Source organism: Desulfitibacter alkalitolerans DSM 16504 (genome assembly GCF_000620305.1).
Classification (GTDB): domain Bacteria; phylum Bacillota; class DSM-16504; order Desulfitibacterales; family Desulfitibacteraceae; genus Desulfitibacter; species Desulfitibacter alkalitolerans.
The window spans coordinates 18,067-35,871 of record NZ_JHVU01000027.1 but is presented as its reverse complement, the minus strand read 5'-3'; the positions used below and the strand labels follow the sequence as shown (position 1 = coordinate 35,871).

Here is a 17,805-nt window from a genome sequence, read left to right as displayed (position 1 = left end):
TTTAACTTCACCATCCTTTTTAGCCCTAGGGAACTAAAACAGCCTTGACAGGTTCTTTTGCCTCCATTTTTTCCAGAGCTGTGGTAGCCTCCTCCAAACTAAATCTATGAGTGACCATTTTACTAAAAAGTTCAATATTATTAAGAACCAGTTTGTATGCGTGGTAGGTATGGCTGGTATCACTGACCCATACACCCTGATACCTTAGATTTTTCCTGACTATATCATGAAAACAGTCCAGCTCAACTGTACCGTTGGGTTCACCAAAGCCGGCAGATACAAAGCTTCCACCTATCCTTGTCATGGCAATTCCTTCTTTTACTGCAGAAGTACTGCCAACTGCTTCAAATACCATATCTGCTCCCCTGCCATTAGTTAATTCCAGGACCTTGCTTTTTCTTTCATCTTCACCTACTTCATTTCTGTTAAGAATACACGTTGCTCCAAACTCCATACACATCTCCAGTCTGTCTTTTGTTCCACCTATAACTACAATTTCACCTGCCCCATAGGCTTTTGCAAAGGCCACTGCAAAAATACCCAGGGGTCCAGGACCTTGAATAACAACAGTTCCACCAAAGGTAGGGGGAGCTAAATCAAAGCCATGTGCTGTGGTAGATCCCGAACAGGATGCAGACACCATGATTTCATGAGGCACATGTTCTGGTATTGGGAAAACATCTGTCATAGAATTAAGCACTATGTGTTCAGAATAGCATCCAAGCAGGTAGGGCTTTTCAGTACAGCTTCTATTAATTCCATAAACCCATCTATTTTCACATAATGCAGGCTGTTTAAGTATTTTACAGTAATAGCATTCCTGGCAGCTTACACCCCTATGCCAGAGGATCTTGTCTCCTGGTTTAATCTCGTCACCAAAAATATTTTTTTTTGTACCCTCAACGGCTGCAACCTCACCTACACCCTCGTGACCTAAAATTATCGGTAGAGGTGTTCTGGGGTCTTTACCTCTCCACATATGAGCATCAGATCCGCATACACCTGCTGCTGTTATTTTTACAAGAACCTCCCCATGCTTCAATTCGGGCAGGGGCATTTTCTCTAATACTAAAGGCTCGTTAAATTCTTTTAAGATCATTGCTCTGGTATAGTTCATGAAATCTTCCTTCCTATTCTTGCAATTGATGTTTATTGATGTTTGTAGTAGTCTTCTACAGCCTTTTTAAACAGTAATAATTGATTTTTGGGGGTATTATAGGATACTACACCACAACCAATTACAAATTTTTTTGATGTGCTGCCAATATCAAGGACTTTATTAGTGGCATTATAAATATCTTCCCTACTGCCCTTTTCAAGAAGCTTGGAATCTATACATCCACGGAGAATAACCCCTGCTTCTTCTGCCTTTTCTTTAAAATACTTCAGGTCACAATTGTAATCTGCCATGATCAGGGATGTGCCGGTGGTCAGCATCTGGTCAACAATGGGAGTGGTATTGCCACCTGATATCAAGCCAATATTTGACAATCCCCTGGTTTTAAGCTCTGCAATTTGATGCCCTTCCCATTTAAGGATATGTTCTTTATATATTTTAGGAGATATTAAGGGAGGTGAAATCCATGATTCATTAATGGATAGGCCCAATCCCCTTTTAATCATTGCTTCACCATAGCTAATACCCACTTCTGCTGAAAACTTCATGAGCTTCTGGGCATATTCTGGCCTGGTCATTAAATCCATGATAAAATTTTCAAAACCCCGCAGCAGGGCTGCCAGGGTAAATGGCCCCACAATGGTGCCATTTACTAGAACCTCTTTGCCAATTTCCCTTTTAATGGCCTCGGCTGCTTCTAAAAACAGGGGCATTCTACTGTCCTTCTCAGGATCTGGAATGTTAAGGTTGTTAAGATTGTCATTATCTGCCAGGGGGTGCCCCTTTAATCCTGGTATTTCATTATTTTCTGGAAAGATTATATTTCCCCCCAGGGCCTCAACTTCAACATTATATATATCCAATCCTACTGTCACTAGATCATGTCGGTATGCTTCATAAGCAGTAATCTGGGATTTTATTAACAGTTCTTTGCTCTGGGCTACCTGGGAGGGAGTTTTATCAATCAATGAAGCACAATGCTCATACAGGGTTGGCATAAAGGGAACCCTGTCAATTGCCTCCCCTGAATTCATCTTTCTAACTCGCTCTATAGGGTGCAAATTCATGACACCTCCTGTCATCTAGACATTAGATTTGGTAAGAATAATATTATTTGCGGGAAGTAGGTCACTAGAAACAGCACTAAAATCATGGCTCCCAGGAATGGTAGTATAGGTCTAACAATATTCACCAGGGGAATTTTTGCAATTCTGCAGGCAACAAAGAGACAGATTCCCAGGGGCGGGGTTGCCATTCCTATTGCCAGGTTTATTACTGTAACAACTCCAAAGTGTATGGGATCAAAGCCGTAGGCCGCAGCTATTGGCAATAGCATTGGGACAAAAATAATTAGAGCTGCACCTGTATCTAAAAAAGTCCCAATAATTAATAAAACTACATTTATCATCATAAAGACCATAATCGGGCTATCTGTAATGGACATTAAAAATCCTGCTATCATCTGGGGCACCTGCTGGGTAACTAGTATCCAGCCAAAAATACCTGCTGTGGCCATTACACCCATTACAGCTGCACTAATAAAAATTGTTTCTATCAAAACGTCTTTAACGTCCTTTAGCGATAATTCTTTATATACAAAGAAGGATAAGCAAAATGCATAGAAAACAGCCAGTACTGCAGCCTCAGTAGCAGTTGCAATGCCGCTTAGAATACCACCCATTACAATTACTGCCACCATTAGAGATAGAATTGCATCTTTAAAGGTCTTTAAGATATTGATTAAACTGGTCTGTTCTTCTCTTGGGTAGTTCTCTCTTTTTGAAATGATATAGCATACAACCATTAAGGCTAAACCAATTAAAATGCCTGGGATAAATCCTCCTAGAAACAATCTTCCCACAGATTGTTCTGCAATGACCGCATAGATTATCATTGTAATACTTGGAGGAATTATTACTCCAATGGAACCTGCACTTGCATGAAGTGCCGCAGCAAAATTTGGGTCATAATTTTTTTCCTTCATTGAGGGAATTATCATACCACCAATTGCAGCCACAGTAGCCGGACTGGATCCAGAAAGGGCTGCAAAAAGCATTGATGATGAGATGCTTACAAATCCCAGACCACCGGCAATTTTTCCAATAACAGCATAGGCAAAGGCTATAATCCTTCTGGAAACTCCGCCTCTTTCCATCAAGCCCCCTGTCAGCACGAACAAGGGGATAGCCAGGAGAGCAAAGTTATCTAGTGCGGACCACATTTTTTGCAGAATAACAACCAGGGGAACATTACCAAGATAGAGCAGGGAAATAAGCGAGGCTACCCCTAGTGAGTATACAATTGGAATTCCCAGAGCAAATAAAACAATTAAAGAACCAAAGATAATATAAATCATTGTGCATTCTCCTTGAATAGGTCCTCAATTAAGTTGGTCAAAACGTGAATGGAGCAAAATACTGCAAAAATCGTAAATGTATAATATAAATTACCCACTGTAATTCCCATGGCCGGGGACTTTTGTGCCATGGCACTATTTATCAGGATAAAACTTTTTGAAAATATAACCCATAGGAACACCAATATGGCCGCTGAGGTTCCTATTCCAACAAGCTTTTGTATAGATGGATTTAGTTTGGCAAGGAAGAAATCTATGCCAAAATGGGCCCTTGCCTTTGTAGCCACACTTATTCCTATAAAAACTAGAATTATAAACAAATATCTAGCCAGCTCCTCTGACCACGAAAGGGGCTGTTTTAATATGAAACGATTAAATACCTGCATGAACACCAGAAACACTATGGCCAGAAGTATGGTAACTCCTATAAATAATTCAGTTTTATACACAAGTTCATTTAACCTGATTAAGGTCTTTTTCACTGCAGGAACCCCCTAAAACTTGGTTGTAAAGGAAATTGGGAGGTATCTCCCAATTTCCCAGGTATAATTTACAATTGCCCAATGCTTAAATTTTTTAGTAATTTAATATCTTGTTAATCAGATCCATACCTCCAACATCATTGGCATGCTTTTGATATAGAGGCTGCATCTTTTCTCTGAAGGGAGCTATATCAACCTCATTAAACTGACTGCCTTCAGCTATGAGTATATCTTTTGTCTTTGCTTCTAATTCCTGATACACTTCATGTTCATAGGCAACAACCTGGCCTGCCAGTTCTTCAAAAACCTTTTGTACATCTTCAGGAAGGCTGTTGAATTTATCCAGGCTCATAATTACAAGCTCCGGTGAGTAGAATGTATTTGTCTCAGAAAAGTATTTGGCCACTTCACTATGCTTCATAGCATAATAGGAGATAATGGAGTTTTCCGCTCCATCCACTATACCTTGCTCAAGGGCAGAGTATACCTCACCGAAGGCCAGGGGAACAGCACTTGCGCCCATTGTATTAATGGTATCTATCATGATTGGACTTTCCATAACCCTTATTTTCATTCCACTAATGTCTGCTGGTGTATAAATGGGCTTTTGAGAGTTATATACACTTCTGGCCCTTGGAGTAAAGAACCATAAAATTTTGTATCCTGCTTCTTCCGCTGCAGCTTTAAGCTGGTCCCCAACTTCTCCATCTAGAACCCTTCTGGCATGCTCTGTATCAGTAAATAGATATGGCAAATCCAGTACCTTAGTTGCTGGAACAAAGCCTGTAAAAACGGCATTTGTATTTTTCACGATTTCAATAGTACCAAGCTTGAGGCCTTCTGTCATCTCTCTCTGGTTGCCCAGCTGGGAGTTTGGATATATTTGAACCTCTACTCTTCCATCAGTCATTTCAGCAACCTTTTGGGCAAAAAACACAGAGGCCTCGTACTGTGGGTCAGCAGTTGAAACAGCATCCCCGTATTTTAGAATGATTTTTTCTGCCTTTTCACCTTGCTCATCTTTGCCGCTGCCGCTACCTCCGCCACAAGCTGCCAGCCCAATGGATAATAAAGCTACCAGTAAAACTAAACTTATCTTCTTTAAAGAATTTAACATTTTCCAACCTCCATCTAGTTTATTCTTTATACTAAAATCCATAAAACGAACCTGATCTGCACTAACATTATCTGCCTTGGGAAGCTTATTTTTTTATAGTGCAAAATTGATAGTTGAAATTAACCTGTAGTTCTAATAAACTTAACCATGATAATATGTTTTGTTTTTCTTCATTCGGCCTCTATCCGGGGCCTTTTCTTTTTGAAAATAAAGATATTAAAGTGTACAGCTCATCTAACACCCCCATTTTTAAATTTATACTCTTCTAGGGCCTTTCCTTTACAGAACTGCGGATAAGCAGCTCTGTTTTTAACTCTTCAACTACCGGCTTTAGGGTTCGTTTGCTTTTTATTAAGCGCAGCAGCCTTTCTGCTGCCATGTAGCCGCACTTATAAAAAGGCTGGGCAACAGTAGTTAAAGGTGGATCCATCATTTCAGCCATATCCATGTTGTCAAAACCAATTACAGATACATCATCCGGAACCTTGATGTTCATGTCCTTTAAACCTCTTATAACCCCTAATGCTTTAGGATCACTTGTAGCAAATATAGCCTCTGGGCATCCCCCCTGTTTAATTAGATTTTTAACTGCCTGCAAACTGTCTTCCCAACTTTCCACATTATGAACTACCAGATTATTATCCATCTCTATACCTGCCTCGGATAATGCAGCAACATACCCCCTGTATCTTTCCCTGTAAAGCTGTAAATCCATGGTTCCATTTACAATGGCAATTTTTTTATGTCCCTTTTCTATTAAATATTGTGTTGCATTATACCCGCCCTGATAATTATCCACAATAATAGCATCCATGGCGTCTTCAAGGTGTCGTAAAAGCAAAACCACAGGAACTCCCTTCTTTTTGAGTTCCAACAGGTGAACACTATCTTTTTTGGCAGTTGAGATAATAAATCCATCAACGGCTCTATTTTGTAAATTGTTAATATGAAGCTTTTCCAATTCAATCTTGTCATCTGTGTTGACCAGTACTAATGTATACCCGTGTTTTTCTAAATAATCCGATATCCCCCTGATGGCAGCTGGGAAAACAAGATCCCTTATATTAGGAACTATAAGTCCAATAGTATTGGACTTTCCTTCCTTTAATCCCTTTGCCAGGGCATTTGGCTTGTAGTTTAGCTCTTGAACTATTTGCAGAACCCTTTCTTTGGTTTCCTTACTGGCCTCGCCCTTGCCGCTAAGAATTCTAGATACGGTGCTGGTAGCCACACCTGCTTTTAGAGCCACGTCTTTTATAGTAGCCATAGACCAATCTCCTCTTTGAGCAATCGTTTGCCGCAATCGTTTGCGTAACTGTAAAATAGGTATTCGCCATTGAAAGCGAGATTCCTTCTTCTTTTTTATCTTCCTAACAAAAAAATTTTAAGTGGACTTCTAATTAATAACAAAACACCCAGGGAAGTCCTGGGTGCTTAATCTGAATATTATTTAAAATGGAGCTCACTTAATATATTTTTTATAAAGTAACACCTGATTTGAAAATAGCTATTTCTCTGAAGCCTAAAATTTCTGATTTAGTGCTCTTTCCTTCAGCCACTTCTATAACATAATCCCAAAAATCTTCCAATACATTATCTATGTTTTTTCCTGATATTATAGGCCCTGCATCAAAATCCATCCAGTTGTTTTTTTGCTTAAAAATTTCGCTGTTTGTGGCTATTTTAATTGTAGGGACACATGTTCCAAGGGGTGTTCCCCTTCCAGAGGTAAAAAGAATTATTTGGCAGCCTGCCGCTGCTAACGCTGTTGATGCTACCATGTCATTACCAGGAGAGTTTAACAGATTCAAACCGTTTTTTTGAAGTAATTCACCGTACTGAAGAACATCTACTATATTACCAATGCCACCCTTTTGGACACAACCTAAGGATTTTTCTTCTAAAGTTGATATGCCACCAGCTTTATTTCCTGGGCTTGGATTCTCATAAATTGGTTGGTTGTAAGAATTAAAGTATTCCTTGAAACCATTTATAAGTTCAACTGCTTTATTGAAAACCTCTTCATTAGCACAACGGTTCAGTAGTATTGTTTCTGCTCCAAACATTTCAGGCACTTCAGTTAGTACTGAAGTACCCCCACACTCTATCAGCCTATCAGAAAAAGCCCCTAACAAAGGATTACCAGTAAGGCCTGAAAAGGCATCTGATCCTCCACACTTTAATCCAATTGACAGGTAATCAATGCTGCAGTCCTGCCTTGAAAATTCTTTGGCATAATTTATGAGTTTCTCTATAAGAGCGGTTCCTTCCGTAATTTCATCTTCAACCTCCTGAGCCTCTAAAAATTTTACCCTGTTCACATCATAATCCTTTAACACCCTTTTAAACTCGTCCACATTGTTGTTTTCACAGCCTAATCCTAGAACTAATACAGCTGCAGCATTTGGATGTTTTACTAGGTTGGCAAGTATTTTTTGAGTATTGAGATGATCATCACCAAGCTGTGAGCAGCCATAGGGATGCTTCAGGGTATAAATGCCATCAATGCCCTGGCAGCTGTCCTTAAACTTCTCAACGGCTGCCCTTTCAATTAATTCAGCATTTCTATTGACACAGCTAACGGTTGGTATAATCCAAATCTCATTTCTCACACCAACCTTTCCATCGGGCCTTTTAAAGCCCTTAAAATTCATACATTTAACTACTTTCTGCGGTTTTAAGCTAGGCTTATATTCATAGCTTAATATGTCACCCAGACCAGTTTTTAAATTATGGTCATGAACCCAACTGCCTAAATGAATATCCACTGATGCCTTACCTATTGGGAAACCGTATTTAATAATTTCACTATCCTTTGGGACATCTTTAATGGCTATTTTGTGCCCTTTGCCTATATCTTCACTTATATATATAGTTTGATTACCAACTGTTGCCTGGGAACCCTTTTGGACTGCGTCTAAGGCTATGGCAACGTTATCCTTTTCATGTATTCTTATAAGCCTCACAAACGTCTCCTCCCAATTTTAAACTAGGTTTTAACTAGCCCCTCTAATGTCTCCTCAATCCCGTTATCCAATATCCTTTCTAATTGCACTTTTACTGCCAGGTTTAGTCCATCAACATTATTTAGATTTTGCCCCCAAATATGTTCGTTGGCAAGCACCTTTTCTACTAGAGAGGCAGCATTTTTTTCTTTTCCATATTCGCCCCATACATTATAAAAGAATTCCAAAACCCTTGGGTCGTCTTGCAGTTCATTAGTGTCACGATACAGGATAAACAGGGCTGCCAAAGAAAAAGTAAGCTTTACAGGAATCTGTCCATGCTTTTTTATATAGTCAAGTAAAGATGGCAGGACCCTTGTTTTAAACTTTGAAGTTGAGTTAAGCAAAATACTTGTGAGATAATGACTGATATATGGGTTTGCAAATCTTTCAAAAACACTGTCTGCATATTCTTCTAACATTTTACTGTCATAATCTAGTGAAGGAATAACCTCTTCCTTAATAATTTGCTTGATAAATTTACCCAGGACGTCATGCTCAATCATTTCCTTAACAGTATTAATTCCACAGAGATATGCTGCAGGAACAGATGAAGTGTGTGCTCCATTTAGGATCCTCACTTTTCTAGTTCTATACATGCTCATGTCATCAGTCCAGATAACATTTAAATTAGCCTTATGAAAGGGCAGGGCATTTTTCAATTCTTCTGGGCCCTCTATAACCCAGAGATGATATAATTCGCTGGTACATATAAGCTCGTCGTAATAGCCCAATTTTTCTGCTATCAAGGCAGCTTCCTCCTTGGGATACCCAGGGACCACTCTATCCACTAGAGAATTTATGAATTTGTTAGAGTTATTAATCCACTCTATAAAATTCTGTGGATAATTCCAGTTTTTTGCCAGCTGTAAAACAATCCTTTTAAGGGTATCACCGTTTTTATCTATAAGTTCACACGGTATAATAATCATTCCTCTTGATGGTTCACCATTGAAATGCCTGAAGCGATGATACAAATATACGGTCAATTTGCCTGGAAAAGAATAAGGAGGTTCAAATTGGCAACTATCCTCAGGATCATAATCAATTCCAGCCTCTGTTGTATTGGAAAAAACATACTCTATGTTTGGATCTTCAGCACATTTTAGTACACCTTCCCAATCTTCATAAGGGTTAATACCCCTGCTTATTGAGCCTACAATCTCCGTTTTTTCTATTTCCCTGCCCTGTTGAATACCCCTTTGAATAATGGTGTACAGGCCATCCTGCCTATTCAGGGTTTCTACCATACCCTTTTCTATTGGCTGTACTACAACAATTTTGCCATTGAAAAGTTTGAGGCAATTTAATCTATGAATCATCCAATCTGTAAAAGCCCTTAAAAAATTACCCTCTCCAAATTGTATTATTCTCTCAGGCATTTCCTTAAAATTAATTTTTGTCTCTTTATTCATATTAAGTAGGTCTTGTTGGTTTTTTAATAGTTCCATATTTAATGGTTGCATTACTTACCCCCCATTCTATAAGTTCTAAAATATTAAGCATTTACTCCTGCTTAAGATGCTTTTTTTGCTCCCTCTTATCGAGCAGGAAAATTTTTGGGGAAACCACCCAGAAATACTTTCCCAGGCGGTTTTGTTCCCCAAATATATGAGGAGGAGTTAATTCCTTAAACTAAATCATATTCTTCAGATTCCACATGAGCATTTTCACAAATCTTTACTATAGAATACTCTGAAATACTCATGGTAGCATGCCAAATGTTTTTATACAGACAGACGGGCTTATCCAGTAAAAACAGCTTATAATCCATGGGATTGTTGGCTGGAGCAACACAGATTACTGTTACGCCCTCCATTGGCTCAAAGGTTTCCATTGAGTTAGGATGCCTGGCAAGTATCTTTATGGCCTTATCTGTAATTTTTGATACAGCAATTCTCCAGCCTACCTCTTCAAATTCATTTAGTACTATCTGAAAGCTTTCTTTTTTTGTATGATCATGAAATATAACATGCCCATATCTTTCAAAGCTTTTTGGGGTAATTTTTTGTATGTTTTCAAACATTCATCTGCCTCCATTCCGATAACATTTATCCGAATTAGTATTTACCTTCCCTTTTGGCAACCTCTATAACCTTAGCAATGCTTTCTAAAGGAGTATCCCTTTCCAAATAATCAGAACAGGCGAAAATGTAGTTTCCTCCTGGCTTTCCTATATGCATAATTTTGGCTACCCTTTCTTCTATGTGGGTCAATGAAGCTTTCTTAAGAAACTCAACCTGGTCAAGATTGCCGGAGAGAATGAGCTTGTCTCCTATTAGTCTTTTAGCCTCTTCTAAATTATTATCACCTTGAGGATGTTCTGCTATTGTTTCCCAGATATCTACTCCAAGTTTCACATAAGAGTTCTGGAGTACCTTCGCCTTCCCACAGTTGTGATATAGTGCATACTTACCTGCATTTCTTATTACATCCACCACTTGTTTTTCATAAGGCAGTATAAAGCGATCAAAGTATTCTGGACCTATCATTGCAGAATTGGCTATATTTCCTTGAATTCCTATGCAGTCGAAGTCAGTGTCTGCTAGATATTCAGTGTTTTCTACAATTAGTTTGGTTAGCATTGCCATGTAAGCCTCATAAAAGTCCTTATTTGTATAGGGATCTATTAGCAGGTCCTGAAGATTTCTGTAGGTGGCAGCCACATTATAGACACCGCACCATCCCCATGGTGCTGATATACCAGTGTCCCCAATTGTTTTCTGTGTTTGAACGGCATTTTCTTTCATTTCCTTAATGCTTTTCCCGTCAATTTTGGGAATATATTTCTGAAATATTTCAAAGTCCCTTTCGTCTTTTATTAGATACTCCATTGTAGCAGCATGGGTACCTGCAGAGGTTTTTTCATTATACGGCATTCCTTCTACCTGCTTTAAGGTTCCCTTGGGAGTATGAATGGTAACCATGTTATATAAATTGCCATTTTTTATCTCGCTTTTATGCTCCACTTCCCAATTTAAATAGCTCTTTTTTAAAAAATATGGAACAGAGAATTGGTGGCTTCGTGTAATAATATCAAAACCGAGTATCCTTGCACATTCTGTTCCTTCAATCACCCGGTCTACTTTCTTTCTATCAGGAAAAAAGTACGCCAAAAATTCCTCTTGAACAAACAGCCCAATTGGCACCCTATCCGGTATTTGCCTTTGTAATGTACATAATAGTCTTTCCCTACCTGTCATAATAACCTCCTGTTAGTCTTGATTAATAAATTTCCAGAAATTATTGCTGAAAAGGTTTTCCACATCTCGTTCTATTTCTGTTTCAGTTACGGCCCAACCACTGTCTAAGATGTCACAATACTTTTGAATAAGCACCTTTGCTATAATCTTTCTTGAATGGGTCCATTTATAGATTAGCTGATCTAGGACCCTGGCATCAGAGTGTTGGGGAACAAAGGACAATCCCAAGAGCTCCATACGCATTCTGGTCATTTCCTCTACAATACTTGGGTTATTCAAAAACCACCAGCAGCCAAAAATCAGCAGATTTCTAAATTTTCTTGCCATGACACAAAGCTCATGCTGGTTTTCCTTTGAAAGCATCGTAACCATGAGCTTGTTGTCAGGGTAGCTTTTACATAAATACTCCACTGCACCAATGTCAGCCTTTTTTACAGCATCCCCACCAACACCTAATTTGAAGTTAACTAACTTATCAACACCAATCATCATGGCCAAAGGGATGCTGAACTCTCTGCAAATGGGCAGAATACACTGCTCGATTATTTTAGACCTATGGGAAGCCTCAGGAACCATGAAATCTGGAGGCAGTGATACTGCAAGATACAGGGGCTTCATCTTATTGATTTGTTCTCTTAAAAATCTTTTTATTTCATCCTGAGTTTCCATGTCTAAGTCATAACCCACCGTATAACCCAATTCATTAAGCTTTAAATAGGCCTGCTCATAAGTATTTAGCAGCACATCCAGGCGTAATGCAGATTTAAACCTCTTATCTTTATTGCTTTCCTTTTCCCAAACAACCCTTTCCTCAGGGTCAAAGGGGTCATTTGTCATGACAACCTCCTTTACCCCGGCCGTTTCAAACACCTTTGTAACATACTCATCTAAATCTAGGGAAGCAAAATGTCTTCTAAATTCCCCTAAATCCCTTGAGGAGACGTCTAAGCCAAGTTTATCTAGAACTGTCAAAACGCCCCTTTGGGCCTCACTTACTGGAGAATTCTCTACAAACAGCTTCTGCCAGATTAGGTTAGCCTGCTCATTTTTACTGAGCTTGAAAAAGTTTTCATACTTCATATTTGAGTAGCGAAAATACTCTACGATCAAATAATGATAGGTGAGCAGCTCATCTATTCCCCACAACAATAAACCTCCAAAATCCGTAGGATAAATATGTGTATGAATATCAGTTATTTCAGCTCTGTTAACAGCTTCATAAACCTTTTCACTTAATATTTTCTTATCGGTTAACATAACATTCCTCCTGATATTTGCATTATTAAAGCTTTATATCTTTACAGCACTTTAAAAAGTTTCTAACTTGGTCATCAGATACTAACTTATCTATACCCACACAAGAAACTGATAGAAGCTCTGAGGGCTTTCCCTTCCCAACCAGCTTGGAAATATCCTCCCTTAATTCGCTCACCTCAACCTTTGCCAGCTTGACAGGGCTGTAGCGGGCATTTAAATGGATGTTGGGCAGCTTTTCCCTAACGTATTCTAAATCTGAATAGGCTCCAACCTCTGCAAAGGTCATGTTTTTAATCTGTGCATAACCACCCACAACATGCTCCATGGTCTGACCACAATGATGTATTCCAAAAGGCTTAAATATATCTGCCAAAATATTGTCGTACTTTAATAGAAAGCTTTTATACGTTTCTAATGAAATCATTTCAACTGTGCAATTGGATGTAACATAGACATCTGATGCTATTTGTTTGACTATGGCAGTTACCCCAGCTGACATCTCTTTTGATACACTTTTCAATCTAGTACCTATCTCTATTGATACCTTTGTACAGGCTTCTAATAGGTTATGAACTGCCTCTGAATTAAGATAATAATCCATGAAAAGCTTTTGACCCCTTAAATCCATGGCAATATTCTGTATGCCCATGAGATTAATACAAGAATTAACATGTCCGAATTCCTTCTGTAAAAACTCAATTTGGTTTGCGATTCTTTGCCAACTTTCGGACTTATCCAGGTCTGGTGCCTGGATGCTTTTTAGTTTTTCATCAGATATATCTGCACAAAGGACCTCTGGTGGGTTTTCATCACTATATCTCACTTCACAGCCCATTATTTCAGAGTGTAAATACCCTGAGGCTATTAAATCTGAGCCTAGGATGGGCCTAGGCTGTGGTTCTCTTTCCCCCAAACCAAAATCTCCAAATTTATCATATAGGAGTCTACGCATCTTTAGATCTGCGGCTATCCGGTATTCAGGGTCTTCAAAAAATATTCTGTTAAAGGATACTCCTGTATTAGCATGCCACCAGCTGGGATGGAATGTAATATCAAAGGGAATTCCCATGGGTCAAACCTCCTAGATTAATCATTTTTGACATATTTCATGAATATAGTTGTAAGCCTTTTCCTGCTCCCCAGGGCTTTCGCAGTAGGTTACTAAAATAAGCTTCATGCCGGGCTCCCATAGTTTCCTTACCTGCTCTGCTGCCAGCTGGGCATCACCTACTAAACGAGCATTTACTACAACACCCGTCCCTGAGAATTCCTTTCTAAATGGTTGGGCATCATTAGGATCGGGGTCAGTCTCTAGCGAAAAGGCACCATCTACAATTGCAAGGTTATTAATTTTTTTAACTACTGGAATCTTCTTTGACCAGTTACCACAGGAATGAAAAGCACTTCCCCTAAATTCTTTTCCTATGGCATCAATGTTAGGTACTAAAAAATCCTCATAGGTCTGGCTTGAAACCATGATGATCATGTCATCACTCATCCCTAGACCAGAAAACTCCCTGGTGCTCGCAAATCCATGGCCTGGGCTGGCCAAGTTATCTCCTATTAATTCCTGCTGCTTTTTTGTAAAGTCAATTAGCAGGCCTGTGATTAGGTTAAGAAATTCCTTGAGCTTCTCTGGATTTAAATAGAACTCCATGAAAAACTGGTTTATGTCCACAAGTGATGCAGCAATATTCAAGGGAGATTGGGTATCCGTAAAAGAAATGGGCATTTTCCCCTTGGTTTCACCAAGAAAAAACTCTATCATTTCTAAAATGTGTTTTCCTATATCTGTCTTCTCAACTGGAACCCAATTGTAGGCTAGTGCCTGCTCAATGGACCGAAAAACTGGCTCATTCACTGGAGCTTGATCTTTTATCCATTTATAATCCGCACCAAAGGCACTTGCAATTACTCCTATTCCGTACCAAGGTTCTAAAAAGTTAGGAATATCCATTTTGTAGTCCATGCTGTGACTAAGGGCTCCAAGCTGTAATTCCAAGGAAAGCCTCATGTCTTTGCAGGCATATGAAAACACCTCAGGAACTCTAAACCTTCTATGAACAGCCACCCCTGAATCTTCAGACCAAAACTTGCTGCATTTTTCCATAAGAGCAGCTTCATATTCTAGATACTTATCAAAATCAAAGTTTTTAGCAGCGATTGGCTCTGTTTTAGTTCCCTGGGAATCAGCAAGAGTATAATCAAACTTTTTATTCAAATTCACAAATAACACTTCCCTCTTATCTCATAAATAGTGTTGGAATGAACAATGATATTTCAGGAATATAGGTAACAGCCATGAGTGTGGCAAGAATGACTATATAAAAGGGTATCATGGCCTTTGAAAGCCTTTCTATCTTAATTCCAGCTATGGCACTACCTATAAATAAAGTGCTGCCAACTGGAGGAGTTATTAAGCCAACACCAAGATTTAATATCATGATTACACCAAAGTGCACCGGATCAACACCAACTGCAGTTACTATGGGTAATAAGATAGGCGCCAAAATTAGGATTAGAGAGGCCATATCCATTACCATGCCTAAAAAAAGTAATAATACATTAATAATCATCAGAACAACATATTTGTTTTCAGAGAAACCCAGTATGCTTTCTGTAAGATAAGCAGGAATCTTTAGATAAGCTATAATCCATCCAAAAGCGCTTGCCGTTGCCACAAGTATCATTACAATTGATAGGGTCTTAACACTTCTTCCTAGAATATACCAAAACTCCGAAATGGGTATTTCCCTATACACAAAGAATGTAATTATAAAGGCATAGACTACAGCTATAGCTGCAGATTCAGTTGCAGTAAAAATTCCTGATACAACTCCCCCTACAACAATAAGAACTGTTCCTAAACCTAAGCCAGCCTCCCAAGTAGTTTTTAATGCCTTTTTGGGCTCGAACTTGTCTCCCATGGGATAGTTTCGTTTTTTAGAAATGAAGTAAACAAATATCATTAAAACTAATCCCAAAAACAGCCCTGGAACTAGTCCAGCCAGGAATAATTCCCCTATGGATACTCCACCAACTACTAAGGCGAACAAAACCATGTTGTGACTGGGAGGGATCAATATTCCCTGTACTGAGCTGGTCATGGTCACTGCAGTAGAGAATTCCCCATCATAGCCAGCCTTTTTCATCATGGGAATCAGCACTGAACCTATAGAAGAGGTATCAGCAGCAGATGAGCCAGAAATTCCTCCAAAGAACATGCTTGCCATGATATTAACCATTGCCAAACCGCCTCTAACCCAACCTATTAAAGCATTTGACAGTTCAATCAGTCTTCTGGAAATACCCCCCGAACCCATAATCTCACCGGCAACAATGAAAAAGGGGACTGCCATTATTGCATAAACATTTATTCCTTTTACCATGTTTTGTGCCACAGTCATTAGCGGTATGCCAATATATATAGTTGTTATAACAGTTGCCACACCTATGGCAAAGGCAATATGAACACCCAACACAATTAATATGAAAAAGGTGCCTATTAAGAGAGCCACTGCAGTTGGGTCAGTTATCATAGTTCTGTCCTCACTTTCTCCAATATGGTGACAAATATAAAAATCCCTGATACAAATACTGCTCCAAAGAGATAGCTTGATTTAATTTTCAAGCCTGGTATTACACTTAGAGATGAAAGCTGTATTAATTGATAGCCAGCAGTTATCATGAATATGGTAAATCCCAAAATAACAACATAATAAAATTTCTGCAAATACCTCATAACTTTTTCAGGAGCAAACAAATCTACAAGGCTCATCCTAATATGTGCTTCATCCTTTAGTGCTAGACCAGTACTCAATAGCGAAAACCACACCATTAGCATTAAAGCCAGTGTTTCTCCCCATGCTGGAGTTTTGTTTAATATGAATCTGCCATAAACTATGTAGCTTACCACAATAATTTTTAGTAGGAGCATAAGCTTACATAGGCTAAAGACAAATGAGTATATTTTGTCGTAAATTTTTGACATTTTATTAATCCCCCTAATTTTTCAGCAGTTGAACGAATTTAATAATAATTTAGGGCTAATCTGGTGATATTTGATTAGCCCTAACAGTTTAAATTTCAAACAACTATTTTACATTCTGAATTCTTTCAATAACATCCAGGTATTTTGCACCATATTTTTCATATAAGGGAGTTACTGCATCAACCCACTCCTGATGATTATCAATTTCAGATATTGTTACACCTGCTGCCAGCATGGCATCAATGGCTTCCTTATCCTTTTGAGCAGATAATGAGCGCATATACCTTTCAGCTTCTCTCATGGATTCTCTAAGTAATGTTTGGTCACTTTCACTAAGTTTTCTCCAGCTCAATTCAGAGAACATAATCACACTTGGAGCTAGTTCATGTCCATTTAAAGTATAGTAGGGTGCTACTTCATAGAATTTGTTTACGAAATAACCTGTAAGTGGGTTTTCTGCTCCATCTACAACACCTGTTTGTAATGCACTATAAAGCTCAGCATAGGCTAAGGGAGTTGGACTTGCTCCAAATGCTTCAACAATATCCAAATACATCTGACTTTGTGGGACCCTAATCTTTAAACCCTTCATGTCAGCTATACTGGTTACCACCTTGTTCCTAAAGAAAAAGTTACGTGGACTTTCAGCAAAGTAACCAAAGCCAATCATTTTTCTGTCTGAGTCATCAACTACCCTTAAAAACTCCTCACCAATGGGTCCATTTAATACATCCCAGCAGTGATCTACATCTCTAAATAGAAATGGCAGGTGAAAAACGTTCATTTTTTCCATTCCAAGGTCTGCTAAAAAGGATGGATTTGTCCTGTAAATATCTAGCGCTCCCATTTGCAATGCTTGGATCATGGTCTGCTGATCGCCTAACTGACCTGCAGGAAACACCTCAACAACAATTCTTCCATCTGTTTTATCCTCTACGATTCTTGCGAACTCTCTAAAAGCTATAGTCATAACATGTGTATCTGGATTTAACTCACCTAGTTTTAATACAATCTTCTCCTCCTTAACTGGTTGAGCTGGGCTTGGCTCTGGATTGTTTGCTGTGTTTCCTCCACATCCACCAACTAAAAAGGCTAACCCAATTAAGAGAATAAACGTTAACAAGACTATTCCATTTCTTTTAAACAACATTTTATGACCTCCTCAGAATATTTTGTTAATTACATGGCAAGTATACCAGAGCACCTCAGATGTAAACCATGGAATTAGTTGTTATTTCCTAGACTTAGTTGTCCCTGATTAAAAAAGGTGAAAAGTT

General features: G+C 38.8%; 16 protein-coding genes. All 16 read right to left on the bottom strand.

Annotated elements, in window-relative coordinates:
• Window positions 1–25: 25 nt before the first annotated feature.
• The 16 genes from K364_RS0104435 to K364_RS0104360 all read right to left on the bottom strand — a co-directional run bounded on the left by K364_RS0104435 (window position 26) and on the right by K364_RS0104360 (window position 17,678).
• Window positions 26–1,117, bottom strand: coding sequence for a zinc-binding dehydrogenase (locus K364_RS0104435; RefSeq protein ID WP_028307013.1), 1,092 nt, complete (start codon window positions 1,115–1,117; stop codon window positions 26–28).
• A gap of 32 nt (window positions 1,118–1,149) precedes the next feature.
• Window positions 1,150–2,184 carry a uroporphyrinogen decarboxylase family protein gene (locus K364_RS0104430; RefSeq protein ID WP_028307012.1) on the bottom strand — a complete coding sequence of 345 codons (1,035 nt, stop codon included), beginning with the start codon at window positions 2,182–2,184 and terminating at the stop codon, window positions 1,150–1,152.
• Between the two features lie 11 nt (window positions 2,185–2,195).
• The gene (locus K364_RS0104425; protein ID WP_028307011.1) at window positions 2,196–3,473 is read right to left on the bottom strand and encodes a TRAP transporter large permease; all 1,278 of its coding nucleotides are present in this window, start codon (window positions 3,471–3,473) and stop codon (window positions 2,196–2,198) included.
• Window positions 3,470–3,955, bottom strand: a complete 486-nt coding sequence (locus tag K364_RS22820; protein WP_035267959.1) for a TRAP transporter small permease — start codon at window positions 3,953–3,955, stop codon at window positions 3,470–3,472. Before K364_RS22820 ends, K364_RS0104425 begins: the two co-directional genes overlap by 4 nt.
• Before the next feature lie 94 nt (window positions 3,956–4,049).
• Entirely contained in the window at window positions 4,050–5,072 is a 1,023-nt protein-coding gene (locus K364_RS22815; RefSeq protein WP_051533802.1) for a TRAP transporter substrate-binding protein, read from the bottom strand.
• Between the two features lie 265 nt (window positions 5,073–5,337).
• Window positions 5,338–6,339: a LacI family DNA-binding transcriptional regulator gene (locus K364_RS0104410; protein ID WP_028307010.1), complete on the bottom strand. Its 1,002-nt coding sequence runs from the start codon at window positions 6,337–6,339 to the stop codon at window positions 5,338–5,340.
• Between the two features lie 211 nt (window positions 6,340–6,550).
• Entirely contained in the window at window positions 6,551–8,038 is a 1,488-nt protein-coding gene (locus K364_RS0104405; RefSeq protein ID WP_028307009.1) for a UxaA family hydrolase, read from the bottom strand.
• 23 nt (window positions 8,039–8,061) lie between these two features.
• The gene (locus K364_RS0104400) at window positions 8,062–9,543 is read right to left on the bottom strand and encodes a tagaturonate reductase (protein ID WP_028307008.1); all 1,482 of its coding nucleotides are present in this window, start codon (window positions 9,541–9,543) and stop codon (window positions 8,062–8,064) included.
• A gap of 164 nt (window positions 9,544–9,707) precedes the next feature.
• The gene (locus K364_RS0104395; protein ID WP_028307007.1) at window positions 9,708–10,103 is read right to left on the bottom strand and encodes an ureidoglycolate lyase; all 396 of its coding nucleotides are present in this window, start codon (window positions 10,101–10,103) and stop codon (window positions 9,708–9,710) included.
• 34 nt (window positions 10,104–10,137) lie between these two features.
• A complete protein-coding gene (locus K364_RS0104390) occupies window positions 10,138–11,280 on the bottom strand; it encodes a uroporphyrinogen decarboxylase family protein (protein ID WP_028307006.1) in 1,143 nt (380 codons plus the stop codon).
• A gap of 12 nt (window positions 11,281–11,292) precedes the next feature.
• Complete coding sequence (locus K364_RS0104385; protein WP_028307005.1) at window positions 11,293–12,537, bottom strand: glucuronate isomerase; 1,245 nt, start codon at window positions 12,535–12,537, stop codon at window positions 11,293–11,295.
• Window positions 12,538–12,562: 25 nt separating this feature from the next.
• Window positions 12,563–13,606 carry a uroporphyrinogen decarboxylase family protein gene (locus tag K364_RS0104380; protein WP_028307004.1) on the bottom strand — a complete coding sequence of 348 codons (1,044 nt, stop codon included), beginning with the start codon at window positions 13,604–13,606 and terminating at the stop codon, window positions 12,563–12,565.
• A 21-nt stretch (window positions 13,607–13,627) separates the two neighbouring features.
• Entirely contained in the window at window positions 13,628–14,764 is a 1,137-nt protein-coding gene (locus K364_RS0104375; protein WP_028307003.1) for a uroporphyrinogen decarboxylase family protein, read from the bottom strand.
• 16 nt (window positions 14,765–14,780) lie between these two features.
• Window positions 14,781–16,076, bottom strand: a complete 1,296-nt coding sequence (locus K364_RS0104370) for a TRAP transporter large permease (protein ID WP_028307002.1) — start codon at window positions 16,074–16,076, stop codon at window positions 14,781–14,783.
• The gene (locus K364_RS0104365) at window positions 16,073–16,528 is read right to left on the bottom strand and encodes a TRAP transporter small permease (protein ID WP_028307001.1); all 456 of its coding nucleotides are present in this window, start codon (window positions 16,526–16,528) and stop codon (window positions 16,073–16,075) included. The genes K364_RS0104370 and K364_RS0104365 overlap by 4 nt, the downstream gene beginning before the upstream one ends.
• A 103-nt stretch (window positions 16,529–16,631) precedes the next feature.
• Window positions 16,632–17,678, bottom strand: a complete 1,047-nt coding sequence (locus tag K364_RS0104360) for a TRAP transporter substrate-binding protein (RefSeq protein ID WP_028307000.1) — start codon at window positions 17,676–17,678, stop codon at window positions 16,632–16,634.
• Between the last annotated feature and the right edge of the window lie 127 nt (window positions 17,679–17,805).